The sequence below is a fragment of the Microbacterium sp. NPDC089190 genome (assembly GCF_040701795.1).
GTDB lineage: Bacteria > Actinomycetota > Actinomycetes > Actinomycetales > Microbacteriaceae > Microbacterium > Microbacterium galbum.
The window spans coordinates 491,998-517,218 of the sequence record NZ_JBFBHF010000001.1 but is presented as its reverse complement, the minus strand read 5'-3'; the positions used below and the strand labels follow the sequence as shown (position 1 = coordinate 517,218).

General features: G+C 73.5%; 19 protein-coding genes. 9 read left to right on the top strand and 10 right to left on the bottom strand.

The features are described from left to right. Nucleotides 1–77: 77 nt before the first annotated feature. Nucleotides 78–2,921 carry a glycosyltransferase gene (locus AB0230_RS02675; protein WP_366373819.1) on the top strand — a complete coding sequence of 948 codons (2,844 nt, stop codon included), beginning with the start codon at nt 78–80 and terminating at the stop codon, nt 2,919–2,921. Beyond that, nucleotides 2,918–4,309, top strand: a complete 1,392-nt coding sequence (locus tag AB0230_RS02670) for a DUF5719 family protein (protein ID WP_366373817.1) — start codon at nt 2,918–2,920, stop codon at nt 4,307–4,309. The genes AB0230_RS02675 and AB0230_RS02670 overlap by 4 nt, the downstream gene beginning before the upstream one ends. Nucleotides 4,310–4,342: 33 nt before the next feature. Here AB0230_RS02670 and AB0230_RS02665 read toward each other — a convergent pair whose 3' ends face one another. After that, nucleotides 4,343–4,777 carry a hypothetical protein gene (locus tag AB0230_RS02665; RefSeq protein ID WP_315993317.1) on the bottom strand — a complete coding sequence of 145 codons (435 nt, stop codon included), beginning with the start codon at nt 4,775–4,777 and terminating at the stop codon, nt 4,343–4,345. 260 nt (nt 4,778–5,037) lie between these two features. On the opposite strand from AB0230_RS02665, the gene AB0230_RS02660 reads away from it, so the two are divergent. Next, nucleotides 5,038–5,244 carry a DUF3499 family protein gene (locus AB0230_RS02660; protein WP_136587001.1) on the top strand — a complete coding sequence of 69 codons (207 nt, stop codon included), beginning with the start codon at nt 5,038–5,040 and terminating at the stop codon, nt 5,242–5,244. A 167-nt stretch (nt 5,245–5,411) separates the two neighbouring features. Here AB0230_RS02660 and AB0230_RS02655 read toward each other — a convergent pair whose 3' ends face one another. Beyond that, nucleotides 5,412–6,242 carry an RDD family protein gene (locus tag AB0230_RS02655; protein ID WP_363393036.1) on the bottom strand — a complete coding sequence of 277 codons (831 nt, stop codon included), beginning with the start codon at nt 6,240–6,242 and terminating at the stop codon, nt 5,412–5,414. Between the two features lie 16 nt (nt 6,243–6,258). Here AB0230_RS02655 and AB0230_RS02650 point away from each other — a divergent pair, with 16 nt between their 5' ends. The 3 genes from AB0230_RS02650 (at nt 6,259) to katG (ending at nt 10,155) form a co-directional block, all read left to right on the top strand. After that, nucleotides 6,259–7,254, top strand: coding sequence for a stage II sporulation protein M (locus tag AB0230_RS02650; protein ID WP_366373814.1), 996 nt, complete (start codon nt 6,259–6,261; stop codon nt 7,252–7,254). A gap of 190 nt (nt 7,255–7,444) precedes the next feature. Continuing rightward, a complete protein-coding gene (locus AB0230_RS02645) occupies nt 7,445–7,906 on the top strand; it encodes a Fur family transcriptional regulator (RefSeq protein ID WP_366373812.1) in 462 nt (153 codons plus the stop codon). Then, nucleotides 7,903–10,155 (top strand): catalase/peroxidase HPI, encoded by a 2,253-nt coding sequence (gene katG / locus AB0230_RS02640; RefSeq protein ID WP_366373810.1) that lies wholly within the window; start codon nt 7,903–7,905, stop codon nt 10,153–10,155. Before AB0230_RS02645 ends, katG begins: the two co-directional genes overlap by 4 nt. 503 nt (nt 10,156–10,658) lie before the next feature. Here katG and AB0230_RS02635 read toward each other — a convergent pair. From AB0230_RS02635 to AB0230_RS02600, 8 genes are all read right to left on the bottom strand, one after another. Beyond that, nucleotides 10,659–11,618 (bottom strand): NAD-dependent epimerase/dehydratase family protein, encoded by a 960-nt coding sequence (locus AB0230_RS02635; protein ID WP_366373808.1) that lies wholly within the window; start codon nt 11,616–11,618, stop codon nt 10,659–10,661. Continuing rightward, nucleotides 11,615–14,284: an alpha/beta fold hydrolase gene (locus AB0230_RS02630; RefSeq protein WP_366373806.1), complete on the bottom strand. Its 2,670-nt coding sequence runs from the start codon at nt 14,282–14,284 to the stop codon at nt 11,615–11,617. Before AB0230_RS02630 ends, AB0230_RS02635 begins: the two co-directional genes overlap by 4 nt. Beyond that, nucleotides 14,281–15,303 carry a 3-oxoacyl-ACP synthase III gene (locus AB0230_RS02625; protein ID WP_298874550.1) on the bottom strand — a complete coding sequence of 341 codons (1,023 nt, stop codon included), beginning with the start codon at nt 15,301–15,303 and terminating at the stop codon, nt 14,281–14,283. The genes AB0230_RS02630 and AB0230_RS02625 overlap by 4 nt, the downstream gene beginning before the upstream one ends. 125 nt (nt 15,304–15,428) lie before the next feature. Further along, the gene (locus AB0230_RS02620) at nt 15,429–16,730 is read right to left on the bottom strand and encodes a DUF58 domain-containing protein (RefSeq protein ID WP_363393024.1); all 1,302 of its coding nucleotides are present in this window, start codon (nt 16,728–16,730) and stop codon (nt 15,429–15,431) included. Further along, complete coding sequence (locus AB0230_RS02615; protein ID WP_315994582.1) at nt 16,730–17,659, bottom strand: MoxR family ATPase; 930 nt, start codon at nt 17,657–17,659, stop codon at nt 16,730–16,732. Before AB0230_RS02615 ends, AB0230_RS02620 begins: the two co-directional genes overlap by 1 nt. Nucleotides 17,660–17,799: 140 nt before the next feature. Next, the gene (locus AB0230_RS02610) at nt 17,800–18,966 is read right to left on the bottom strand and encodes a DUF4350 domain-containing protein (protein ID WP_366373803.1); all 1,167 of its coding nucleotides are present in this window, start codon (nt 18,964–18,966) and stop codon (nt 17,800–17,802) included. Then, complete coding sequence (locus AB0230_RS02605; protein ID WP_363578727.1) at nt 18,963–19,619, bottom strand: DUF4129 domain-containing protein; 657 nt, start codon at nt 19,617–19,619, stop codon at nt 18,963–18,965. The genes AB0230_RS02610 and AB0230_RS02605 overlap by 4 nt, the downstream gene beginning before the upstream one ends. After that, nucleotides 19,616–21,001: a glycerophosphoryl diester phosphodiesterase membrane domain-containing protein gene (locus AB0230_RS02600; protein ID WP_366373801.1), complete on the bottom strand. Its 1,386-nt coding sequence runs from the start codon at nt 20,999–21,001 to the stop codon at nt 19,616–19,618. The genes AB0230_RS02605 and AB0230_RS02600 overlap by 4 nt, the downstream gene beginning before the upstream one ends. Nucleotides 21,002–21,164: 163 nt before the next feature. Here AB0230_RS02600 and mtrA point away from each other — a divergent pair, with 163 nt between their 5' ends. From mtrA to AB0230_RS02585, 3 genes are read left to right on the top strand one after another with little or no spacing between them, the layout of a single operon-like run. Next, nucleotides 21,165–21,845 (top strand): MtrAB system response regulator MtrA, encoded by a 681-nt coding sequence (gene mtrA / locus AB0230_RS02595; protein ID WP_315993306.1) that lies wholly within the window; start codon nt 21,165–21,167, stop codon nt 21,843–21,845. Nucleotides 21,846–21,852: 7 nt separating this feature from the next. Beyond that, on the top strand, nt 21,853–23,538 hold the full coding sequence (gene mtrB / locus AB0230_RS02590; RefSeq protein WP_366373798.1) for an MtrAB system histidine kinase MtrB: 1,686 nt from the start codon (nt 21,853–21,855) through the stop codon (nt 23,536–23,538). Beyond that, the gene (locus tag AB0230_RS02585) at nt 23,535–25,193 is read left to right on the top strand and encodes an LpqB family beta-propeller domain-containing protein (protein WP_366373796.1); all 1,659 of its coding nucleotides are present in this window, start codon (nt 23,535–23,537) and stop codon (nt 25,191–25,193) included. Before mtrB ends, AB0230_RS02585 begins: the two co-directional genes overlap by 4 nt. The last annotated feature ends 28 nt before the right edge of the window (nt 25,194–25,221 follow it).

The following is a 25,221-nucleotide window of genomic DNA, read 5'->3' as shown; positions in this document are numbered from 1 at the left end:
ACCCAGGGGTGAGCGATCGGCGTCCCGACGGCGCGGCGTCCGTGATCGCGGAGGAGCCGACTTAGGCTGATCCGGTCATGCCCGCCCGTGTACACGCCATCCTCGTCGTGCGTCCCGAAGGACGCACCCCCGCCGCGAACCATCTGCAGAGCACGCTCGCAGCCCTCGCGGCCCAGACCCGTCCGGTCGACGCCCTGACCATCGTCTTGTGCGGCGCCGACCCGGCCCTGACGCAGGTCGCGGCCTCCTCCGGCGCCGAAGGCGTCATCACGGCTCCGGCCGGCACCCCGTTCGCCGTCGCCACGGCCCTGGCCACGCCGCGTCTGACCGGCGACGCCGTGTGGCTGCTCGCACAGGACACCGCGCCCGATCCCGACGCCCTCGTCCGTCTCGCGGGTGCCCTCGAGCTGTCGTCGTCGCTCGTGATCGCGGCGCCCAAGCTCGTGTCGTGGGACGACCGCGACGAGATCGTGTCGCTGGGTGTGAGCATGAACCGCTACGGCGGCACGGTCGAACTCGCCAAGGGCGAGCTCGACCAGGGTCAGCACGACGCCGATGCCGACGTGCTCGGTGCCGACGTGCGCGGCATGCTCGTGCGTCGCGAGGCGTGGACCGCGCTCGGCGGTCTCGACCCCGCCCTCGGTGGGGCCGACGAGGGGCTCGACCTCGGCGTGCGCGCGCGCCTGGCGGGCGATCTCGTCTCGCTCGTGCCGGCGGCGCGCGTCGCGGTCGCGGGCGACGGCGTGGCCGCGATGGCCCGCGGTCGCCGTCGGGCGCGTCGTCGCGCGTTCGCCACGCGCACCGCGCAGTTGCACCGGCGGTTGGCGTACGCGCCGTCCGCGGCCGTGCTGCTGCATTGGCTCTCGTTCCTGCCGCTCGCCCTGTGGCGCACGGTCATGCACCTCGTGACGAAGATGCCCTACCGGGTGCTGCCGGAGTGGGGGGCGACGCTGCTCGTCCTCTTCCGACCCGCCGCCGTCGCGCGCGCCCGTCGCCGCATCCGGACGGTACGCCGCGTGGGGTGGTCGCGCATCGCGCCGCTGCGCATCTCGCGGGCGCAGATGCGCCTGCGTCTCGACGCCGACGGCGCCGACCCCGACGCCCCCGTTCGTTCGGAGCTGCGCTTCTTCGTCGGGGGCGGCGCGTGGGCCGTCCTCGGCGCGCTCGCCGTGTCGGCGGCGCTCTTCGCCCCCCTGCTGGCCTGGCCCGTCCTCGGCGGGGGAGCGCTGCTGCCGCTCCGTGCCGACATCGCCCAGCTCTGGCAGGACGCCGCCTGGGGCGCCCGCCCCCTCGGTCTGGATGCCGTGGGACCGGCCGACCCGTTCTCGGCACTCGTCGCGCTCCTCGGCACGCTCTCGCCCGGGGACCCCTCGCGAGCCTTCGTCGTGCTGTGGGTGCTCGCGCTCCCGCTGGCGGTGCTGGGCGGCTGGTTCGCCGCCACGCGGGTGACCGAGTCGTCGCTGCTGCGCATCACCGCCGCCTTCGCGTGGGCCCTCGCCCCCACCTTCCTCGCCGCCCTCGTGGAGGGCCGCCCCGCTGCCGTGCTGCTGCACCTGCTGCTGCCGTGGCTGTTCTTCGCGGCGAGCGTGGCCCATCGGTCGTGGGCGCCGGCCGGAGCGGCATCCCTCCTCCTGGTCGCCGTGCTCGCGTGCGCCCCGTCTCTCGCACCCGCGGTGGTCGTGCTGTGGTCGGCGGCGCTCATCGTGGTGGCGCTCGTCGCGGGCCGCGGAGTGGCCCGTGTGGTCTGGCTGCTCGTGCCGTCGGCGGTCATCTTCGCGCCCCTGGTGTGGACGCAGGTGCGTCGCGGGACGCCGTGGGCGCTCCTCGCGGATCCGGGCCTGCCCTATGCCGGGGCGGAGGCCACGGCCGACCCCCTGGGTCGGGCGCTCCTGGCGGCCGGCTTCCCGACGTCGGATCCCGGCGGGTGGGCCGCCGTGTTCGACGGGCCCGTGTGGTGGGTGGGACTGCTCGTCGCGCCTCTCGCCGTTCTCGCGCTGCTCGCGGTGCTGACGCCCCGCTGGGTGACGGCATCCGCTCTGCTGGTGATCGCGGTCACGGGGCTGGCCACGGCCTTCGCCGCGGTGGGCGTCGCCGTGTCGTTCCGCGACGCGATCGCCGTGCCCGTGTGGGCCGGATCGGGCCTGAGCCTCGCGTGGATCGGCCTGGTCGGTGCCGCCGTCGTCGCGCTCGACGCCGGCCTCGTGGAGCGCGTGCGCGTGCTGCGACCGATCGGCGCGCTGGCCGCTCTGGCGGCGCTGCTCGTCGCCGTGGCCCCGGCGCTGACCGCGCAGACCGCCTCCGTCGAGAGCGGTCGCTCGGTGCTGACAAACGGTCCGGTGTCGACCCTGCCGGCCTTCGTCGCCGCCGAGGGGCGCGGCTCCACCGACATCGGCACCATCGTGCTCGACCCCCGCGCCGACGGCATGCGCGTCGACGTCGTCTGGGGCGGCAGTGCCACCCTGTCCGGTCAGAGCACCGTGCAGGCCACGCGCACCGCCGCGTCGCCCGCGGACGAGGAGCTCGCGGCGCTCGCCGCCGATCTCGTCACTGCGTCCGCCGACGACGTCGTCACGCGTCTGGCCGATCGTGGCATCGGCTTCGTGCTGCTGGCGTCGGCGCCCGCGGGCGAGGACGACGTGATCCGCGGGGCGCGTCTCGGTGCGGCCACGTCGCTCGACCAGCGCGACCTGCTCGACCCGGTGGGGGCCACCTCCCGCGGCGACCTCTGGCGCGTGAACACCACCATCGTCGCCCGTGCGCCCATCGACGATCACCAGGTGCGTCTCCAGCGCCTGGTCACTCTCGCCTCGCTGGGCGTGGTGCTGGTCGCGCTCCTGCTCGCCGTGCCCACCGCCGCCTCGCGCCGGGTCGCCCGGCGGACGCCGCGCACGGTCGGCCCGATCTCGGGAGGATCACGATGAGCGGTCGTCGTCTCGTCCGCTTCGCCGCCACGAGCGCCCGCGTCGTGGCGGGGGCAGCCGTCGCCACGGCGGCGGTCGTCGGCACCGTCGCGGGTATCGCCGCGCCCTGGCCCGAGTACGCCGCCGAGCCGGTCCGGGTGCAGGCGACCCCCGCGCCCTCCGACACCGTCCTCGCGTGCGACGGCCCGCTGCTGGCGCTCGGTCGCAGCGCCGACGCGGCGAACAGCCTGAGCGCCGCCGCCGCGCAGCAGGTGGTGAGCGGTCCCTCCTCCGCTTCCGCGGACACATCGGCGCTGACCGGGGCGACGGGCGGCGACGACGGTTCCGCCGACGCCCTGCGCGCCGCCCCGCAGGACGGCGTGCAGACCCCGCTGGCCGCTGCCGGTTCGGCGACCGCGGTGTCGGACGACCTCACCGGCTTCGCCGCCTCCGCCTGCCGCGCGCCCCTCGCCGAGTCGTGGCTCGTGGGCGGCGCCTCCACCACCGGGTCGAACGACCTCGTCGTCCTCGCCAACCCGGGAACCGTCCCGGCGACCGTCCAGCTGTCGGTCTACGGTGCCCAGGGCGTCTCGACCCCTCCCGGTGGCAGCAACCTCGTCGTCCCGCCCGGTGAGCGCCGCGTCGTGCCCCTGGCCGGCCTGCTGCTGGGCGAGGAGAGCCCGGTGGTGCGGGTGGTGGCATCCGGTGCCCCCGTGCACGCCTCGTTGCAGGCGAACCTCACGCGCGTGCTGCTGCCGGGCGGCAGCGACCAGGTCGCGCCTTTCGCCCAGGCCGACACGCGCCTGGTGATCCCCGGGGTGCAGGTGCTGACGACGGGCGAGGGCCAGGCGGGGACCGTCCTGCGCCTTCTCGCACCGGGGGCCGACACCACGGCGACGGTGACCATGACCCCGTTGGATGCCGCGACCGCGGTGCCGGAGGCCCGCTTGGTGCCGCTCACGGCAGGACTCCCGACCTCGCTCGACCTCTCGGGCGTCGCGGCCGGGGCCTACACCGTCGAGGTGACGGCCGCCGCTCCCGTCGTCGGAGGCGCGTGGTCGACCACGGGCTTCGGTGAGGGCGCGGACTTCGCCTGGTACGCCGCCGCCCCCGCGTTCTCGTCGTCCGGAGTGATCGCCGTCGCCTCGGGCGTCGGTGCCGCCGTGGTGATCGCCGGCGACGCGAGCGACGCGACGGTCACCCTCACGCCGGTCGACGGGGGAGACCCGCTGACGACCGCGGTGGGGGCCGGCGCGAGCGTCGCCCTCCCCGTCGGCACGGGGGTCTACCGCCTCGACACCGATGCGCCGGTGCGCGCCGCGGTGTCGTACGCGGGGGCCGGCGCACTCGCGTCGTACCCGCTGTGGCCGGCGGACGCCGCGGCCTCGGCGGTCACCGTCCTGCCCTAGGCCCGGGGCGCCGGGTCACGGCATCCGGACCGGTCAGAGGAAGCGGAAGCGCTCGGGCCCGAGGTCCCACGGGTCGCGATCGAGGAACTCCGCGGCCGCGCGGAAGACGGCGCCCTCGATCATCATGCGACGGTGCAGGTCGTCGTCGTGGTGCGGGTGACCGAGCCGCTCGATCGGCACGCGGTACAGGATGATGCGCTTCTCATCGCGCAGCACCGTCCAGCGGGGGATGCCGTCACCGGCCGCCGGAGGCATGATGCCGATCTCGAACGAGACCTCGCGCAGCTCGGGCCAGGCGGAGCGCAGGAACTCCGCCGCCGTACTGACGGCGACGTCGAACCGCTCGACGCGGGTGTCGATCGGGGGCAGCGGCGGACGGACGACCGGGCTGCGGTTCTCGCGGCCGTGCCGACCGTGACGGGAGGGGCGGACGACCGGACGCGCTTCGCGGGATCGACGACGCATCATCCGCCCATCCTACGTTCGTCGGCGGGTCGCGCCGGGCGTCGGACAACGGTCGGGGCCGGCGGGGAGCCGTCCGCACGTCCGCTCCGCGTCGGTGCCCTCCGCCGCACGGCGATCGGCCCCGGGCCCCTGCATCGCCGGGGTATGCCTCTGCGCACCCCGCCTCCGCCGTCTACTGCGGCGCCGGTTACCGGCATCCGGGGTGCTCCTCATCCCGGCGCGGCGTCGTGGCGGTGTCGGAGGGGCTGGGTAGGCTGACCGCGATGCGCGACAGACTCTGCTCGAAGGTGGGATGCGCCCGCGAGGCGATGAGCACCCTCACCTACGACTACGGCGACCAGATGGCGGCCCTCGGCCCCCTGGGGCCTGCGGGCGACCCGCACGCGCACGACCTGTGCGCGATCCACGCCGACCGCCTGTCGGTCCCCAAGGGCTGGGTCGTCGTGCGCCACGAGACGCTGCGCGCCTGAGGCCGGCCGTGCCGCGCGTCTGACCCGATGCGCCCTTCGCGTCGTGGCGCCGGCTTTCCCGGTTCGGGGCGCGTTCGGCTCCGTGGGGCAGGGGATTCGTGCCCGGAACGCGGTGATCCGCCCCGATCCTCCCCGAAGGCGGCGCTCCCTCGCCCGCGACCCGCTGCTCAGGCGCGCTCGGTGAGGGCGGCGGCCCGCTCGTTCTCGAGCAGGAGGGCGCGATACTCGCGATCGCGTCGCACCGCCGACACCGCGCGGACCAGGCTCTCGGCATCCACCGCGGGGATCGGCGAGACGAAGGGCCGCACCGCCTCGGCGAGCGAGACCGCCACGCGCGCGCGTGCGGCGGGGGTGAGCGCGTCGGCCCCGCGCACGAACTGCGACAGTCGCGCGGCGAGGCGGTCGGGCAGACGCGAGACGTCGGCGACCTGCGCCCATGCCTCGAGACCGAGCGGGATGCCGGGGGCCTCGAGGGGCAGGCGCGGGGTGCGCGTCCGTTCGCTGGCGGTGCCCGCGAGGAGGTCGCCGAGGCGCTGAGAGCGCGGGGTGAACATCCCGACGACCGCGGCGATCGCGCCGAAGGTGAACCAGATCTCGAGCACCCCCGTCAGCGCGCGGATGAGCGCCTGACGGAAGCCGGAGGCGCCGCCGTCGGTGCGGACGATGCGCGCCCCCACCGCGAGGCGACCGAGGCTGCGCCCGCGCGACAGCGTCTCGACCGTGGTGGGCACCGCCACCATCACGAGGACGAGCAGCGTGATCACGCCGATGCCGAGGGCGGATTCCGGCAGCGAGCCCTGCGCCGTGAGGGTGGCGAGCAGAAGGGCACCGCCGAAGAGCAGCACCGCGCCGATCACGACGTCGATGACTGCGCCCACCGCGCGCAGGAAGAACCCGATCGGCTGGACGTCGAGGGCGACGGCCTCACCGGTGAGCGTCTCCTCGGCGGTGGTGTGCACGAGCGAGACCGCGGGGGAGGGGACCGGGGTCGATGCCATGCGTACAGTTGACCACATGGACCTCGACGCGCTCACGGCCGCGCGCCGCCGCGAGTGGGAGCGGCTCGACGAGCTCGGCAGACGCCGTCGCCTGAGCGGCGAGGAGGTCGACGAGCTCGTCACCCGCTACCGGGCGGCTTCCGCGGATCTGGCCGACATCAAGACCTCGGCCGGCCGCACCCCGCAGGGCGACTACGTCTCGATCCTGCTCGCGCGCACGCGTCTGCGTCTCACCGGCGTGCGCGAGAACGTGCTGAAGCAGCTTCCGCGCTTCTTCCTCCTCCAGCTGCCCGCGGCGTTGTACCGCGTGCGGTGGATGACGCTGGCGGTGACGGTGTTCTTCCTGGTCGTGGCCACCCTCGTCGCGCTGTGGATCTCCGGCGACCCGCAGGCCGTGGCCGCGCTCGGGGCGCAGAGCGATCTGCAGCGCTACGCCGACGAGCAGTTCGTCGACTACTACCGCGAGAACCCGAATGCGATCTTCGCCGGCACCGTGTGGACGAACAACGCCTGGATCGCGGCGCAGTGCGTGCTGTTCGGGGTGACGGGGTTCTGGCCGCTCATGGTCATCATGCAGAACGCGGTCGGCGTGGGGACCTCGGCCGCGATCATGATCGCCTTCGACCGGGCCGACGTGTTCTTCCAGTTCATCCTCCCGCACGGCCTGCTGGAGCTCACGGCGATCTTCGTCGCGGGGGCGGCGGGGCTGCAGATCTTCTGGGCGTGGGTCGCCCCGGGGCGTCGCACCCGCGCGACGGCGCTCGCGGCGGCGGGGCGCTCTCTCGCCACCGTCGCCGTCGGACTCGTGTTCGCGCTGGCGCTGTCGGGTCTCGTCGAGGGCTTCGTCACCCCGCGCGAGTGGCCCTGGCCTGTCAAGATCGCGATCGGCGCGGCCGCCCTCGGCGTCTTCCTCTTCTACATGCTGTGGGTCGGACGCCGCGCGGTCCGGGCGGGGGAGACGGGCGACCTCACCGAGTACGAGGCCGGCACACCCACGCTGACGGCCGGCTGACGGCATCCGGATGCCGACCCGGGGGCGCCGCGGAGGCTTCGGGTTCCCCCGGCGTTCCGCGGGGACGGGCGGCTCCGGCGCCGTGCGCGCAGCGCAGCGGAAACGCCCTGCGTCGTGCCGCCCGCACCCCGATCACGCCGTTCACCGGCGTGTCATTTTTGATTCATTCAAAACTAGGTAAGCTCGACGCATGCTCGACAGTCAGCCGGACGCCCCCGCGGATGCCCTCATCCGCGGGGCGGGTCTGCGGGTCACGACGACGCGCGTCGCCGTGCTCGAGGCCTTGCGCGCCCGGCCGCACGCCACCGCCGACGACGTGTTCGCACGGGTCAGCGGCACCCTCGCCGGCACGAGCAAGCAATCCGTGTACAACGCGCTCGGCGACTTCGACGACGCGGGTCTCGCGCGCCGCATCGAACCGGCCGGGCACTCCGGCACGTTCGAGCTGCGCGTCGGAGACAACCACCACCACGTGGTGTGCACCGGATGCGGACGCATCGACGACGTGGATTGCGTCGTCGGCGCGGCGCCGTGCCTGCACGTGCCGGAGGGGAGCGGTTTCGTCATCGAGACCGCCGAGGTGACGTTCTGGGGCGTGTGTCCCGACTGCCGGGCCGAGTCCGAAGCCGAAAAACCGAGAGGATCCCGATGAGCGACACTCTGAACGGATGCCCCGTCTTCCACGACGGCGCCGCCCCCGACGACAACCGACTGCCGGTGGGCGAGGCCCCCGCCGACAGCGAGCCCGCCGGCGCCCTGCCGCACCCGACCCAGGGATCCGCCAACCGCGTGTGGTGGCCCGAGTCCCTGAACGTGAAGATCCTCGCGAAGAACAACGCCCTCCGCGACCCGCTCGACGAGGGCTTCGACTACAAGGCCGCGTTCGAGGCGCTCGATCTCGAGGCCGTGAAGAAGGACCTGCAGGCCGTCATGACGACCTCGCAGGACTGGTGGCCCGCCGACTTCGGTCACTACGGCCCCCTCATGATCCGCATGGCCTGGCACAGCGCCGGCACCTATCGCGTGACCGACGGTCGTGGCGGCTCGGGCGCGGGCATGCAGCGCTTCGCCCCGCTGAACAGCTGGCCCGACAACGTCAACCTCGACAAGGCGCGCCGCCTGCTCTGGCCCGTCAAGAAGAAGTACGGCCAGTCCATCTCGTGGGCCGACCTCATGATCCTCGCCGGCAACGTCGCGCTGGAGGACATGGGCTTCCCCACCTTCGGCTTCGCCGGTGGCCGCACCGACGTGTGGGAGCCCGACGACGACGTGTACTGGGGTCCCGAGACCACCTGGCTCGGCGACGAGCGCTACACCGGCAACCGCGAGCTCGAGCGCCCGCTCGCCGCCGTTCAGATGGGCCTGATCTACGTCAACCCCGAGGGGCCCAACGGCAACCCCGACCCGCAGCTGTCGGCCCACGACATCCGCGAGACGTTCGGCCGCATGGCCATGAACGACGAGGAGACCGTCGCCCTCATCGCCGGTGGACACACCTTCGGCAAGACGCACGGTGCGGCGAGCGACTCGCACGTGGGTGTCAACCCCGAGGCCGCCGACATCGAGGACCAGGGCCTGGGCTGGAAGAACAGCCACGGCACCGGCAAGGGCGACGACACCATCACCAGCGGTCTCGAGGTCACCTGGACCTACCACCCGACCCGGTGGGACAACGAGTTCTTCCACATCCTCTTCGCCTACGAGTGGGAGCTCTTCCAGAGCCCCGCGGGAGCGCACCAGTGGCGTCCCGTCAACGGCGGGGGAGCCGACATGGTCCCCGAGGCGCACTCGGCCGGACGCCGCGAGCCCCGCATGCTCACGAGCGACCTGGCGCTGCGCGTCGACCCGGCGTACGAGAAGATCTCGCGGCGTTTCGCCGAAGACCCGGCGGCGTTCCAGGACGCCTTCGCCCGCGCGTGGTTCAAGCTGACCCACCGCGACATGGGCCCGCGCGAGCGCTACCTCGGTTCCGAGGTGCCCTCCGAGGTGCTCGTGTGGCAGGACCCGGTGCCCGCCGTCGACCACCCGCTCATCGATTCCGCGGATGCCGCGGCGCTCAAGCAGCAGATCCTCGACAGCGGCCTCACGGTGCAGCAGCTCGTCACCACGACGTGGGCGGCGGCATCCACGTTCCGCGGGAGCGACAAGCGCGGTGGCGTGAACGGCGCGCGTATCCGCCTCGAGCCGCAGAAGAGCTGGACGGTCAACAACCCCGAGCAGCTGGCATCCGTGCTCGAGGTGCTCGAGAAGATCAAGGCCGGGTTCGATGCTCAGGGGGAGAAGAAGGTCTCGATCGCCGACCTGCTCGTGCTCGCGGGCAACGCCGGTGTCGAGCAGGCCGCCCTCGCCGGCGGCGTCGAGATCGAGGTGCCCTTCACCCCCGGTCGCACCGACGCCTCGCAGGAGCAGACCGAGATCGAGTCGTTCCGCTGGCTCGAGCCGATCGCCGACGGGTTCCGCAACTACGCCTCGCGCGAGGCGCGGCTGCCCGCGGAGTTCCTGCTGCTCGACAAGGCCAACCTGCTGACGCTCACCGCGCCCGAGATGACGGTGCTGGTCGGGGGCCTCCGCGCGATCGGCGCGAACTGGGACGGCAGCGACTGGGGCGTGTTCACCGACACCCCCGGTGCGCTGACGAACGACGTGTTCGCGAACCTCCTCGACCTCGGCACGACGTGGAAGCCGCTCGACAGCGGCAAGCACGCCTTCGAGGGCACGAAGGACGGCTCGGGCGAGAAGGTCGGCATCGGAACCCGCGTCGACCTGGTGTTCTCGTCGAACTCCGAACTGCGCGCGCTCGCCGAGGTGTACGCCTCGGATGACGCGAAGGAGAAGTTCGTGCGCGACTTCGTCGCCGCGTGGCGCAAGGTCACCGAGCTCGACCGGTTCGACCTGGTCTGAGATCGACCCCCGCTGCGGCGGGGTTCGCGCTGCGGCTCGGTCGTCGCGGCATCCGGAAGGTCCGTCCCCTCGTCGGGGCGGGCCTTCCGTCGTTCGGTGGCGCCGCGGTCCGTCTCCGTTCCGCCCCGCCGGGGAGGTGTGTCCCACTTATGGCCGGTAGGAGGGGTGTGGGGTGACCATTTTCGGGACATCCACCGTCATATGTGGGACGAGCGCCGCGAGGAGTAGGACGCACTGCGGGGCCGGTGTGCAGCTTTGTCGGCGGTGGCTCGTCGGTGGCGGGGAGAGGGAGGTGTGTCCCACTTATGGTCGGTGCGAGGGGCGTGAAGTGGCCATTCTGGGGACATGCGCCGTCAGAAGTGGGACATGCGCCGCTAGGAGTGGGACGCGCGCCGCTGAAGGGGCACTGTAGGAGAGACACGCTGCCGGAGACGCGCGCTGCCGGAGGTGTGGCGGATGCCTGAGGTGTGGCGGATGCCGGAGGTGGGACGGATGCCGCCGACTCAGGCGCGCGACAGGCGGCGCAGGCCCTCGTCGATCGTCACGGAGGGACGCCAGCGCAGGTCGCGGCGGATCTCGGTCTGATCGAACCAGTGCGCGGTCGACAGCTGCTCGGCGAGGAAACGCGTCATGGGCGGTTCGTCCTGCCCCGGGCGCACGGCCCACACGCGCTCGATGAGCGACCCCGCGGCCTTGGCGAGTCCCGCGGGCACGCTGAACCGCGGCGGCGTCACGCCCGATGCGCGGCAGATCCCGGCGAGCAGGTCGCCCACGGGCCGCGGCTCGCCGTTGGTCAGCACGTAGGCGCGCCCGCTGACGTCCTCGACGCGGTCGAGGGCGGCGACGATGCCGGATGCCGCGTTGTCGACGTACGTGGAGTCGATGAGCGCCGTGCCGCCGTCCAGCAGTGGCAGCGTGCCGCGACGAGCGCGGTCGACCACGCGCGCGATGAGCTGGGTGTCACCCGGCCCCCACACCAGGTGCGGTCGGATGGCGACGAGCGCGGTGCCGTCGCCGGCGCGCGAGAGCGCGAGCAATTCGGCCTCGGCCTTGGTGCGGGCGTACTCGCCGTGCGCGGCATCCGGGTCGGCGGGCTCGGCGCCGACGCCCGCGAGGGCGTGTCCGGCGTGCGCGACCGAGGGCGACGACACGTGCACGATGCGCGAGAGTCCCGCGGCGGCAGCGGCGTCGAGGAGCGTGCGCGTCCCCTCCACGTTCACGGCGCGGAACTGCGCCGGGTCCCCCGCGAGGGAGACCTTCGCGGCGAGGTGCACGATCGCGTCGACGCCGTCGAGAGCGGATGCCACGGCATCGGCATCCGTCACCGAACCGAGACGGTCGTCGGCGCCGTCGACGCCCGAGGGGCGGCGCTGCAGCGTGCGCACGTCGTGACCGTCGTGCTGGAGGGCGCGGACGACGGCACGGCCGAGGAAGCCGGAGGCACCGGTGGCGAGGACCCTCACAGTGCCGACGCCTTCTCGCCCGCGAGCACCCGCTCGGCCCACGCGGCCACGCGGGAGCGGTCGATCTTGGAATTGTGGCGGATGTCGGTCGGCAGGCTCGGCACGGCCAGCACGGCGGCCAGCGACTGCGCGGTGGCCGCGCGGACGGCGTCGGTGAGCTCGGGGGATGCCAGGCCCGGACGCCGGACGCCGGACTCGACGACGGCGACGACGACCTGTCGACCGACCGGGCCCACGCCGACCGCGGCGGCGCGGACGACGGCGGAGACGGTCTCGACGTCCTGCTCGACGCCGACCGGGGTGACGGGCCCCTCCGCGGTGGTGATGACGTGGGGGAGGCGCCCCTCGACCCACAGGCGCCCCTCGGCGTCGAGGTGACCGACGTCGCCGGTGCGATGCCAGCGGGCGGGGAGGCCGCGCCGGGCGTCGCGGTCGGTCAGGTGCAGGCGGAAGTAGCCGCGCTTGAGATGCGGCGCCGAGATGACGATCTCGCCGGTGACCCCGGCATCCGTCGTCGTCTCATCGGCCGCGCGGCCCCGGTCGTCGAGGGGCGAGATGCGTACCTCGCCCGTCCCGAGGGGACGACCGACGCACACTCCGCGGTCTCCCGCAGCGGCCTCGATCTCGGGCAGGGTGACGTCGGCCACCAGCAGGCATTCCGTCATGCCGTAGGGCGTGTGCGCGACGGCGTTCGGCATGAGCGCCTGAGCCCGCCGCAGCAGGTCGACGCCCACGGGAGCGCCGGTCGAGAGGAACGTCTGCACACGCGCCAACGCCGAGCGATCGGCATCCGTCAGACGGTCGGCGGTGGCCACGACGTTGGCGACGGCGGCGGGGGAGAGGAAGACGATCTTCGCATCGGAGGCGCGCACGGCGGCCGCGACCGCGGCGGCGGTGAGGGTGCGCGGAGCCGAGACGTCCATGTCGGGCGTCGCCGAGCGGGTGCCGAGCGCCGGGCCCAACAGCGCGAAGGGCGCGAAGCCGGTCACGAGCCCCGTGTCGGCCGACACCGCGAAGTGCGTGGCGAGGGTGTCGCGCAAGGCTGTCACCTGCGCGTGCGTGTACACGACGCCCTTGGCGGGACCGGTCGAGCCCGAGGTGAAGAGCACCGCCGCCTCGGCGTCGGCTGCGGGCGGCTCCGGCAGCGTCCGCCCCCGACCGGCGCGCGCGAGATCCGACAGGCTGGCCTCGACCCCCAGTGCGCGCGAGGTCGCGGCGGGCAGGGACGCCGACGAGATGCGGCGCCCGGGCCACCCCAGGGCGCGCGCCGCGGCGAGCCCCGCGACCTCGCCGATCACCACGTCGGGGACGGCACCGCGCACCGCGCGCGACAGCCCCCGGATGCCGAGACCCCGGTCGGCCACGACGACCACGGCGCCGATGCGCAGGCACGCGTACAGCGCGGCCGTGAGCGTCGGGCCGGGCTGCACGAGCAGCGAGACGCGGTCGCCGGCGCGGACGCCGAACGCGTCGAGTCCCGCGGCGATCTCGTCGACCCGCGCGGCGAGCTGTCGCCAGCTCACCCGCAGCGGTCCGCCGTCGCCCGAGGCCGTGGTCATGTCGATGACGGCGGTGTCGTCGTCATCGCGGCGGGCGTCGAGGGCGTCCCAGAGGCGACCGGCAGGGGCAGTGCCGGTGCCGGTGCCGGCGCGCTTCGTCGGGGACGAGCGACGCGAGCGCGCGGGTGCCGTTGCGGCATCCACGATCTTCTCGTCGAGCCAATCGAGCACCACGTCGGCGTAGGGGCGCTCCTCGGCGATCAGGTGGCCCGCGCCCTCGAAGCGGTGCACGTCGGCGTGGGGGAGACGCTCGGTGAGATCGTCGAGGTGGTCCTCGCCGAACACGGGGTCTTTCGGACCGCGCAGGAGCAGCGCGGGCACCTCGAGCTCGCGCAGCCCCGCCGACATGCGGTGCAGGGCGGGGGTGCTGACGTGGTCCGGCGTCGCCGGGATGTCGGCGACGAATCCGCCGATGCCCCGACGCCGTGCCACGGTCGCGTACGGCGCGCGGAAGGCGGCGCGCACGGCCGGGTCGAGGTCGGCGAGGGCGAGGGTGACGTCGAGGAACGCCGTCGTGCCGGTCGTGCCCGCCGCGAGCATGCCGCGAGCGGTCGCGACGCGCAGCGCGAAGGGCAGCTCGGCGCCGTCGGGGTGGTGCACGGCGGTGTTCAGCGCGATGACCGCGGCGACTCGCTCGCGGTTCTCGACGGCCCAGCCGAGGGAGACGGGCCCGCCCCAGTCGTGTCCGATGGTGACGACCGGACCGCGGATGCCGAGCTCGGAGACGAGCGCGTCGAGATCGGCGATGCGCTGAGCGAGTGTGCGGCGCAGCGAGGAGCGCTCCGAGAAACCCATCTCGAGCTGGTCCACGGCGACGACGCGCCACGCGGCGCGGCCGTCGAGCGCGCGGTCGAGCGAGGCGGTCACGAGCGCGCGCCACAGGTACGACCACGTCGGGTTACCGTGCACGGCGATGATCGTGCCGAGCGGCTCGACGCCGTGCTCGGCGAGGGTGCCCCCGGTGTCGAGCACGTGCCAGAGGCGCGACGCTCCGCGGTCATCGAGGACGCCCTCGACGCTGACGAGCCGCGACAGAGACGGGTCGAGGCCGGGGAGCCCGGCCGGGGGGAGGGTGGCCTGCGGTCCGGTCACGCGGGGGTGGCTCACCAGGCCAGCTCCAGCATGCCGGTGTTCAAGCCGGAGCCCACTCCCATCAGCAGCACGCGATCACCTCGCCGCAGCGTCTTCTGCTCGGCGGCGAGGGTGATGGGGATGGATGCCGGGCCCACATTGCCCAGCTCGGGGTACGTGACCGGGACCCGGTCGCGGTCGAGCTTCGCGGCGCGAACGATCGCACCGGTGTGCACCGACGAGACCTGGTGGGTGACGTAGCGGTCCATGCCGGTCCAGTCGAATTCGCCCTTGGCCTCTTTCCACGCCGACACGACGAGGTCGAGTCCGCCCTTGAGCAGCGCCTTGGCGTCGGTGAACATGCCGTCGACGCTGCCCACGCACAGGTCGTAGAACTGCGTCGCGGCCCGCGTGACGCCGCCCACGATGCGGTGTCCCTCGGGGTGGTCGCTCGCGCGTCCCAGGACGGCCGCGGCGGCGCCCGATCCCAGGGTGAGCGAGGCGAACTCCTGCATGAAGGCGTCGCGGTCGAGATCTTCGCGCACGAGCCGGTTGATGGTGTTGACCTGGATCTCGTCGGCATCCTCGCCGTTGACGATGAGGGCGTACTTCACCTGCCCCGACTGGATCATGCCGGCTGCGAGGCTCATGCCGTTGATGAAGCCGAGGCACGCGTTGGCCACGTCGAAGTTGATGGCCGAGCTCGGCAGGCCGAGGCCGTGGTGCAGTCGCACGGCGACAGAGGGCTCGAGGTGCTTGCGGGTGACCGACGTGTTGATGATGAGGCCGATCTCGCTCGCGTCGACCCCGGCCTCGGCGAGGGCCTGCTTGCCGGCGGCGATCGTCGCCTCATCCGACGACTCGCCCTCCGCCCAGTTGCGGCGCTCGTTGACGCCCGCGACACGGCGCAGCAGACCCGGCTTGAGCTTGAGTCGCTTCAGCGCGGGAGCCAGACGCTCCTCGATGTCGTCCGACGTCGTGACGCGGCTGGGCAAGACGCTCGCCACCGACACGAGGGCCACATCGTCGAAGTGCGTGGTGGCGTTACCTGGCAAGAGAGCTCCCGCATCCTGTGCGTAGACGGCGAGGCCGCGCGCGGAGGGGACACGCTGACGACCGGAAGGGTACCCCCCAGGATAAGCCGCGTCGTATGTCGCGGGCTGCATGCGGGCTGGGTGTGCTACAGCCGCCCCGCCGCCTTCAGGGCGAGGTAGCGGTCGGCCACGAGCGGCGGCAGGTCGTCGGCGGACGCCGCCACCGCGTCGCCGCCCGCGCGGACGACGGCGTCGCGCACGCGGTCGGCGTCGTGGCGCGCTCGCTCGATCGCAGCGGCGGCATACACGTCGGCGGCGTCGCGGTGGGCGGGCACGTCGCCGGGGCCGTCGGTCGCGGTCGCCACCAGCAGGCGCGACCGCGCGGCGACCGCGGGCAGCGACGCGAGGAAGGCGCGGGCGGCCTCGGGGTCGTCGGCGGCGGTCAGCAGCACCACGAGGGCCGGGCGCACCGACAGGCCGCGCACGTGGGCGAAGACGGCGTCCCAGTCGGTGTCGATCAACTGCGGGTCGACCGGGGTCATGGCATCCACGAGGGCGGGGAGCAGCTGCGCGCCGTCGACGCGGGTCACGCGGGCGCGGGGCACGCGATCGAACATCACGAGGTGCACGTGGTCGCCGGCGCGACTGGCCAGGACCGACAGCAGGAGGGCGGCTTCCATGGCCGCGTCCAGCCGCACCCCGTCACCGACGCGCGCGGCGGCGGTACGGCCGGTGTCGATCACGATGACGACGTGGCGGTCGCGCTCGGGGCGCCAGGTGCGCAGCATGGTCGTGCCCGCGCGCGCGGTCGCGCGCCAGTCGATCGAGCGCACGTCGTCGCCGCGCACGTACTCCCGCAGGCTGTCGAACTCGGTGCCCTGCCCGCGGACCTGCAGCGTGGTGTTGCCGTCGAGTTCGCGCAGACGGGCCAGGCGCGAGGGCAGGTGGCGACGCGATGTGAACGGCGGCAGAACGCGGAGGCGGGCCGGGGCGTCGACCCGGGCCTGTCGACCCGCCAGGCCGAGCGGTCCGAGGGCGCGCACCACGACGAAGGCGCTGCGCAGCTCGCCCCGCCGACGGGGGAGCAGCGGCAGCGGCGCGGCCCGTCTCTCGCCCGGCGGCACCGTGAGGCGCAGACGCTCCTCGGGCGCGCCCGCCGTCGGCTGCCAGGCGTCGCGCACGTGCGCGCGCAGCAGGCGCGTACCGAGGTTGCGCACGCGCAGCTCTCCCGAGACGGGTTCGTCGCGCAGGGCGCGCTCGGGCAGGGTCCGCGTGACCTCGACCCGGCGCGGATCGGCCGCCGCCGCCGCATCGGCGGCCATCGCGAGGGCGCACAGCAGCACCCAACCGCCCGCCGCGATCCAGGCCGGCACCCCCGCGGTGCTGAGCAGCACGAGGGGGACGACGCCGAGGGCGACGAGGAGAGCGAGGCGGCCGGTGACGAACATCAGATCGGGACGCGGGTCTGCTGCAGGACGGAGGTGAGGATGGCATCCACCGAGACGCCCTCGATCTCGGCCTCGGGACGCAGACGGATGCGGTGGCGCCACACGGGGACGAGCATCGTCTGCACGTGGTCGGGGGTGATCGCGGGGTACCCGCCGAGCCACGCCCACGCCTTGGCGGCGGCGAGCAGGCCGGTCGTCGCGCGCGGGCTCACCCCGAGCTGCACGGACGGGCTCTGCCGCGTGGCCCGCGCGAGGTCGACGACGTAGCCGAGCACGTCGTCGGCGACGGCGACGGATGCCGCCGCCCGCTGCGCGGCGAGGATCTCGTCCGCCGTGACGGCAGGGGTGACCCCCGCCTCGTCGAGGCGCCGCGGGTCGAAGCCCTGCGCGTGACGGCGGAGGACGTCGACCTCGGCGTCGCGGCCGGGCAGATCGACGACGAGCTTGAGCAGGAAGCGGTCGAGCTGCGCCTCGGGCAGCGTGTAGGTGCCCTCGTGCTCGATGGGGTTCTGCGTCGCGGCCACCAGGAAGGGATCGGGCAGGGCGCGACTCACCCCGTCGCTCGACACCTGCCGCTCCTCCATCGCCTCGAGCAGGGCCGCCTGCGTCTTGGGGGGCGTGCGGTTGATCTCATCGGCGAGCAGCACGTGGGTGAACACCGGACCCGGTCGGAACTCGAATCCGCCCGCGCGGGCGTCGTACACCAGCGATCCGGTCACATCGCCCGGCATGAGGTCGGGCGTGAACTGCACGCGGTGCGTGTCGAGACCGAGGGCGCGGCTGAACGAGCGCACGAGCAGCGTCTTGGCGACGCCCGGCACGCCCTCCAGCAGCACGTGTCCGCGCGAGAGAAGGGCGATGAGCAGCCCGGTCACCGTGCCGTCCTGGCCGACGACCGCTTTGCCCACCTCGAGGCGCACGCGGTGCATCGCCTCGCGGAGGGTCGCGTGGTCGTCGGACGGGCCGGACGGATCGGGGCGAGCGGAGCCGGCCGCGGGGCTCGTGTCGGCGGTGCCGGTCGCAAGGCCGTCGGCGGCCGGCTCGGCGCCGGGGGTCTCGGGGCTCTCGGTCATCGGGGTGTCCCTTCGGTTCGGACGGCGACGCGCACGCTCTCTTCGAGGTCGCGTAGTCGGTCGGCGGCGGCGACGAGGTCGCGGTCGGTGCGGGGCACGTCGTCGACCAGGATGCCGCGCACGCGGGAGCGATCCGCTCCCAGGCGCTCGGCGACGGCGTCGGCGACGTCGGGCGGCGAGGTCCGTGCCGCGAGCCCCAGGAGACGCACGAGACGCGTGCGGCTCGCGCGGCGGAGCTCGTCGAGAGCGTGCGGGGCGTCGCGCGCCGTGGCGTAGAGGCGCGCGCGGCCCTCCGTGGTCTCGGTGGCGCGCACCGTCACGGGCAGGCGCTCGGTGACGAGAGGGCCGAAGCGCCGACCCCGCCAGATCGCGGCCGTGAGAGCGGACAGCAGCAGCAGCGCGATCGCGGGGGTGACCCATGGCGGCGTCAGGTCGCTGAGGGTCGGGGGAGCGGCGCCGGGGTCGGCGTCGGCGGGCGCGGGCACGTACCAGACGAGGGTGTCGGTCTTCCCCAGCACACCGAGGGCGAGGGCTGCGTCACCCTCGCGCGGGAGCGTGGAGTTGGTCAACGTCGAGAGGCCGTCGAGAGCGGTCACCGAGCGACCCCCGTCCTCGAGGGACAGCAGCCCGAACTCGCTCCCGACGGGGAAGCACCCGGTGACGCCGTCGCCGGCGACGAGGAGTTCACCGACACGCGCGGTCCGGGCGTTGTCGGGCGCCGCCACCGCGCAGTCGGCGGCCGCCGTGTCATCGACGAATCCTCCGAGCGACGACCCGTTCATCAGCACGTCGAGGGCGCGGGAGCGCGGCTCGACGAGCACGACGTGCCGGGCGCGCGACGACAGCTCGCGCAGCGCGTCGTCGGAGAGCATCGGTGCGTCCCGCATCACGAGCGTCGCGTCCGCTCCGGCCAGCGCGCGTTCGGCGGCCGGGCGGTCGCGCGCGACGATCACCCGCACGCCCTGCTGCTCGATGACCCGCACCACGGCTCGCGTGCCGTCGGGGCCGGCGGAGTCGGGGTCGAGCAGTGCGCGCTCCGTGTAGCCGCCGTAGACGAACAATCCGCCGACGAGCGACACGAGCAGCAACCCCACCACGAGGGCGATCCACCCGAGGGCGGCGCGGCCGCGGGACCGCGGTCGTGCCGCCGTCACCGCGCTCACAGGGTGCCCATCGGCGTCGGACGCGTCCGCACGGCGGTGTCGTCGAGATCGACGATGAGGCGGTAGCTCTGCGCCGTTCCCGGGCGCCGCAGGTAGCGCACGTCGTCGAAGGTCGTCGCGGCCGTCTCCAGCCCCTCCGCGAGGGCGGGGAGGGCGCGCGCGGCCTCGCGGGCGAACGCGCGTACCGTGGCCCCGGGTGGCGGGTCCACCAGCCCGCGCTCCGACAGGCCCCGCGCGACGGCGCGGAATCGCAGGACGACGGCGTCGTCCCAGGCTCCGCGCCGTGCGGCCGCCTCGGCCTCTGCCCGCAACTGCTCGGCCGACCGGGTGTCGTCGTCGTCGAAGAGTGCCCGAGCGGCCGGAGCCGCGCGCACGCTCCGACGCGGTCGCCCCCAGATCAGGATGCCGACCACGATCGCCGCCACGAGCAGCACCGCGAGCACGATGAGCGCCGCCGGTCCCCACCCGTCGGTGTTCGGGATGCGCAGCAGATCGTCGAGGAAGCGGGTGACCGCCTGTGCCGCTCGATCGATGATGCTCGGCTCGGCCGCCTGGTAGGAGGGGTCGGCCAGCTCACGCTCCGCCCACTCCTGCGCCTGATCCGGGTCGGGCAGCAGGGGTGCGAAAGCGGCGGCGAGCGCGGCGGGGCTCACGCGTCGCCGCTCGATCCCGGCGCGGCCCAGGTGGTCGGTGCGGCTCCCGGCGCGGCGTCCGGGGCACGGTGGGCAGGCGGGGCGTCGTCCGACGCGCCGTCCGCCGCGGGCGGGACCGGGGGAGCCGGCGGGGTCGGATCAGCCGAGGCCGCCCCGGAGGGCTGCGGTGCCCCATGGGCCGGGGTCGCTGCGTCCTGCGACGGTGTCCCGTACGCCTGCGCCGCCCCATACGGCTGCGGTGCCCCGTAGGCCTGCGGTGCACCATATGCGGGCGAACCCGTCGGCGCGGGATAGCCCGCGAAGGCCGGGGGAGCACCCACGGGCGTCGGAGCCGGGCGCTCGACGATGCGCCCGACGCCGACCAGGTACGGGTCGACGAGGTCGGTTCCGCCGGCGTCGCGCTGTTCGACGTAGGTGTTCAGGTCGTGGTCGAGCGCCTCCACCCGCATGCGCGCGTCGACGTACACGAGCACGGCGGAGGTGGACTGCACCACCAACGCGATGCACTGCACGAGGAGGATGCCGAACTGCCCGACGACCTGGAGGGCGATGACCCCGACGAGGGCGCCCACGGCATCTTCCCCGGTGGGGGCGAGGATGCCGGGGACGATGCCCGCGACGAGGCTGAAGGGCACGGAGATGATCTGCGCGACGATGCTGAAGGCGACCGAGATGATGACGACGACACCGAGCGTCGACCAGAAGCGGCCCCGCGTGAGCTGCCACGATCGTGCGATCGCGCGGAAGATCGGTGCCCGCTCGAGGATGATCACCGACGACACGAGGAAGAGCTTGGGCGTGAGCCAGAGGGAGACGACGATGAGCCCCAGCACGAACAGCACGCCCACCGCGACGCCGAGCCACAGCACGTTGATCACGAGGAGCGTGACGATCCCCGCCAGGACGCCGATGACCACGATCGTCGCGACGAGATAGAGCGCGCTGTACCCGATGAGACGCCACACGACCGGCTTCACGCGCGCCCACACGGCCTTCAGGCTCGGCTTCTCGGCGACGACCGCGTGAGCGACCTCCGACACCACGACGCCCTGGACGATCACGCTGAGCGCTCCGGTCGCGAGACCCAGGACCAGTGCGGTCGCCGCCGTGATCACGGCGGACCCGGCGAGGATCGCGTCGTAGTCGTCGCTGCCGATGAGCACCGTGTCGAGACGGGAGAAGCTCGCGATGGCGACGCCGCCGACGGCGGCGGTGAGCACGATGTACGCGGCGGCCTGCACGATGAGGGCGAAGCCCAGCAGCACTTTGGGGTTGTGTCGCAGCGCCACGAAGGAGCGGCCCAGGATGGTGCCGAACCCGTACGGGTGCAGCGGGACGATCCCCGGTCGTGATGCCGGAGTCCAAGCCGGGTACGCGGTCATGTGGGGCCCCTCCTCGTCACATGGCGGTGCCCTCATCGTGTCACAGACCTCCGACACGCACGCCTGGCGTGCAGGCAGGTCGACTACTCTCGATGAGACATGCCCCGACCCCGGGCCTGATGCCCGTCCCTGCGCGGGTTCGAGACGGAAGACGTACACCCGAATGACTTCACGGATCCTGGTTGTCGACGACGACACCGCGCTGGCCGAGATGATCGGCATCGTGCTGCGCACCGAGGGATTCGACACCGTCTTCTGCGCCGACGGTGCCCAGGCCGTCGACGCGTGGCGCTCGGAGCGGCCCGACCTCATCCTCCTCGACCTCATGCTCCCCGGCGTCGACGGCATCGAGATCTGCACGCGCGTGCGCGCCGAGTCCGGCATCCCGATCATCATGCTCACAGCCCGCACCGACACGGCCGACGTGGTCAAGGGGCTCGAGTCGGGGGCCGACGACTACATCGTCAAGCCGTTCAACCCGAAGGAGCTGGTCGCGCGCATCCGCACGCGCCTGCGGCCCGCCCAGGCTCCGGCCGACGAGACGCTGCGCATCGGCGACCTGGTCGTCGACGTCGCCGCTCACGAGGTGCGCCGCGGCGACGCGCCGATCGCCCTGACCCCGCTCGAGTTCGAGCTGCTCGTCGCGCTCGCCGAGAAGCCGCAGCAGGTGTTCTCGCGCGAGATGCTGCTGGAGCAGGTCTGGGGCTACCACTACAAGGCCGACACGCGACTGGTGAACGTGCACGTGCAGCGTCTGCGCGCCAAGATCGAGGCCGACCCCGACAACCCGCGGATCGTGACCACCGTGCGCGGCGTGGGCTACCGCGCCGGCGCGGTGGCCTGAGGTCTCCATGACGGGCGCCGTGCGCACCGTCTCCTCGCCGCGGATCGACGGATGGCGCGACTGGCGGGGTATCCGCGACCGCCTCGCGACGCTGTGGCGGCGCTCCCTGCGGTTCCGCACGATCGTCATCACGGTGACCCTCACCGCGGCCACGATCCTCGTCACCTGCGTCGCGATGGCCCTCGTCATCCAGAACGAGCTCTTCACCGCGCGCAAGGACCAGGTGCTCCTCGAAGCGCAGCGCGCCACGGCGGCCGCGCAGGCGACCCTCGACGCCGCGGTCGACTCCACCGACCCCGCCGCCGCGCAGACGCTGATGAACGGCATCGCCACCCGGCTGTCGCAGCAGTCCTCGAGCGATCTGATCGCGCTCTACCGCATCGGCCCGCCGTCGCCGCTCGCTCCCCAGCCGTTCATCTCACCCGCGTTCGAGTCGAACCTCGTCACCGAGGCCCTGCGGACGCAGGTGCAGTCGAGTCCCGATCTGCAGTGGTGGCAGTCCGTGTCCCTGCCCTCCGACAACGGGCGCGATGTGCCCGGCATCCTGGTCGGCCACCAGTTGCGCTTCCCCGCCGAGGACGGTGTCGACTCCTACGAGCTGTACATGGGATACGACCTCACGAGCGCCTCGCAGACCCTCGCCTTCGTGCAGGTGCTGCTGTGGGTCGTCGGCCTCGTGCTCGTGGTGCTCATCGGCGCGATCGCCTGGTTCGTGCTGAGGTCGGTGACGACCCCCATCGCGGATGCCGCCGAGACCAGCGCGAAGCTCGCCGCGGGCGACCTGGGGGTGCGCCTGCCCGTCCGCGGCGAGGACGAGCTGGCGACGCTGAACCGCTCGTTCAACGCCATGGCCGACAGCATCGAGTCGCAGATCAAGGAGCTCGCCGACCTCTCACTCGTGCAGCAGCGGTTCGTCTCCGACGTCTCGCACGAACTCCGCACCCCGCTGACGACGATCAAGCTCGCGGCCGACATGATCAACGACCAGCGCGAGGAGTTCGATCCCGTGACCGGTCGGGCCGCCGAGCTGCTGCACGCGCAGGTGCAGCGCTTCGAGGTGCTGCTGACCGACCTGCTCGAGATCAGCCGCTACGACGCCGGATCCGTGCAGTTGGAGCGCGAGGCGACGAGCCTGGCGCACCTCGCCGAAGACGTCATCGAGTCGATGGAGCAGCTGGCCGACGGGCACGGCTCCGACGTGCGGCTGGTCGCCCCCGGCGGCTACACGCCCGTCGACATGGACGCGCGCCGGGTGCGGCGCATCGTGCGCAACCTGCTCGGCAACGCGATCGAGCACGGTGAGGGGCGGCCGATCGTCGTCTCGGTCGACAGCGACCGGGATGCCGTGGCCCTGGGTGTGCGCGACTTCGGTCTGGGCATGAAGGGCGAAGACGTCGAGCGCGTCTTCGACCGCTTCTGGCGCGCGGACCCCTCGCGCGTGCGGACCATCGGCGGAACGGGGCTGGGGCTGTCGATCGCCCTCGGCGACGCGCGCCTGCACGGCGGGACCCTCGCGGTGTGGTCGGAGCCGGGGCGCGGGTCGAACTTCGTGCTCACGCTCCCGCGCGACGGCAGACCGGTCACCGGTTCGCCCCTCCCGCTCGTGCCCGACGACGAGCAGGGGGGAGCGCTCGAAGCGCTCGGGCTCACGCAGCCGATCTCGACCCGCCCCGGCGTCCGGAGGACGACATGAGACGCGCCCTCTCGCTGGTGACCCTGATGCTCGTGCTCGCCCTCACCGCGTGCACGGGATTGCCGACCTCGGGATACGTCAACCCGGGGCGCGGGCCGCAGGTCGACGACACGCAGGCGTTCGCCTTCGTGCCCGACGGTCCCCAGGACGACGCCACCCCCGCCGAGATCGTCGAGGGGTTCCTGCGCGCGGGTTCCGGTCCCGCCGACGACTGGGCCACCGCGAAGCTCTTCCTCGCACCCGGCACGCAGTGGGACCCCCGCTCGCGCGTGACGATCGACCGCCTCGCCGATCGGCGCGCGACTCCGAGCGCCGACGGCACGTCGGTCGCCGTGGCCCTCACCACGGTCGCGGCGGTGGATGCCGACGGTGCGTACGCCCCGACGGCCGCCGGCGCCGCGGAGACCCTGAGCTACACGCTCGCGCGCGTCGACGACCAGTGGCGCATCACCTCCGCGCCCGACGGCGTGGTGCTGTACGAGGAGGTCTTCCCGACCGTCTACCAGTCGGCATCCGTGGCGTACTTCGACCCGACCTACAGTTTCATCGTCCCCGACGTCCGCTGGTTCCCGCGGCCCCTCGTGGCGAGCCGGGTCGCGACCGCTCTCGTCGACGGTCAGCCCAGTGCGTGGCTGGCCGGCGCCGTGCGCAGCGCCTTCCCCGACGAGCTCTCGCTGGTGGGACGATCCGTGACCCTGTCCTCCGACGGCATCGCGCAGGTCCAGCTCCCGCGGGCGGCGCTCAGCCTCGACCGCACGACGCTCGACCGCATGCAGACGCAGCTCGTGCGCAGTCTCGCCACCGCGGGCATCAACGAGGTGCAGATGACCGTGGAGGGCACGCCGATCGCCGCGTCCGAGGTCGCGGTGCGCGTCACGCGCGTGGACCCGTCGCCGGCCGTGCTCACCACGGCCGGGGTGTTCGGCGCGCTCGCCGGAGACGCGGTGGAGCCGATCGACGGCCTCTCCGATGCCGTCGAGTCGTTGAACCCCGTCGCCGTCGAGCTGGAGGCCGACCGCAGCCTCGCCGCCGTCCGCACCCAGCAGGGGACGGTCGCGAGCGCCCTGAGTGACGGCCGCACGTTCCTGCTCGACGACCGGGCCGGGCTCATCGCCCCCTCCATCGACGGCCAGGGCGAGATCTGGAGCGTTCCTGCCAACGCCCCCACGCAGGTGCGCGCGATCACCGCCGAGGGGGTCCCCCGGGAGGTGGGCAACGCCTGGCCCGATGCCTCCGAGATCGTGTCGATGCAGGTCTCCCGCGACGGGACGCGCATCGCGGCCGTCGTCACGGTGTCGGGCGTGCGCGAGGTGTGGGTGGCCGGTATCGAGCGCGAAGGCACCGAGGTCAACCTCGGCCCGCCGCACGTGCTGTCGTTCAGCCAGCAGGGCGCCTTCGACCTGGCATGGCTCGACGACACGACGCTGGGCGTCCTGGTCGACGTCGAGGGCGTCGACCGTCTGCGCGAGCTCAACGTCGGCGGACGCGGCACCGAGGCGACCGCCCCCGACGGGGCCCGTACGCTGGCCGCCGGCAGTACGAGCGTGCGCGTCCTGGACGACCAGGGACGGCTCTACAGCCGGCGCGGCAGTTCGTGGACGCTCGTGGCCTCCGGCATCCGCGTCCTGGCGGCGCAACAGGGCACCACCTCCTGAGGTGATCCGCTCCTCCCCAGGCGGCGAT

Excerpts from the sequence above, each read along its gene's own strand:
- AB0230_RS02655 (WP_363393036.1), bottom strand. The coding sequence starts at position 6,242 with ATGGCATCGACCCCGGTCCCCTCCCCCGCGGTCTCGCTCGTGCACACC.
- AB0230_RS02670 (WP_366373817.1), top strand. The coding sequence starts at position 2,918 with ATGAGCGGTCGTCGTCTCGTCCGCTTCGCCGCCACGAGCGCCCGCGTC.
- AB0230_RS02650 (WP_366373814.1), top strand. The coding sequence starts at position 6,259 with ATGGACCTCGACGCGCTCACGGCCGCGCGCCGCCGCGAGTGGGAGCGG.
- AB0230_RS02620 (WP_363393024.1), bottom strand. The coding sequence starts at position 16,730 with ATGTTCGTCACCGGCCGCCTCGCTCTCCTCGTCGCCCTCGGCGTCGTC.
- AB0230_RS02645 (WP_366373812.1), top strand. The coding sequence starts at position 7,445 with ATGCTCGACAGTCAGCCGGACGCCCCCGCGGATGCCCTCATCCGCGGG.
- mtrA (WP_315993306.1), top strand. The coding sequence starts at position 21,165 with ATGACTTCACGGATCCTGGTTGTCGACGACGACACCGCGCTGGCCGAG.
- AB0230_RS02675 (WP_366373819.1), top strand. The coding sequence starts at position 78 with ATGCCCGCCCGTGTACACGCCATCCTCGTCGTGCGTCCCGAAGGACGC.
- AB0230_RS02665 (WP_315993317.1), bottom strand. The coding sequence starts at position 4,777 with ATGATGCGTCGTCGATCCCGCGAAGCGCGTCCGGTCGTCCGCCCCTCC.
- AB0230_RS02660 (WP_136587001.1), top strand. The coding sequence starts at position 5,038 with ATGCGCGACAGACTCTGCTCGAAGGTGGGATGCGCCCGCGAGGCGATG.
- katG (WP_366373810.1), top strand. The coding sequence starts at position 7,903 with ATGAGCGACACTCTGAACGGATGCCCCGTCTTCCACGACGGCGCCGCC.
- mtrB (WP_366373798.1), top strand. The coding sequence starts at position 21,853 with ATGACGGGCGCCGTGCGCACCGTCTCCTCGCCGCGGATCGACGGATGG.
- AB0230_RS02600 (WP_366373801.1), bottom strand. The coding sequence starts at position 21,001 with ATGACCGCGTACCCGGCTTGGACTCCGGCATCACGACCGGGGATCGTC.
- AB0230_RS02615 (WP_315994582.1), bottom strand. The coding sequence starts at position 17,659 with ATGCACCGCGTGCGCCTCGAGGTGGGCAAAGCGGTCGTCGGCCAGGAC.
- AB0230_RS02585 (WP_366373796.1), top strand. The coding sequence starts at position 23,535 with ATGAGACGCGCCCTCTCGCTGGTGACCCTGATGCTCGTGCTCGCCCTC.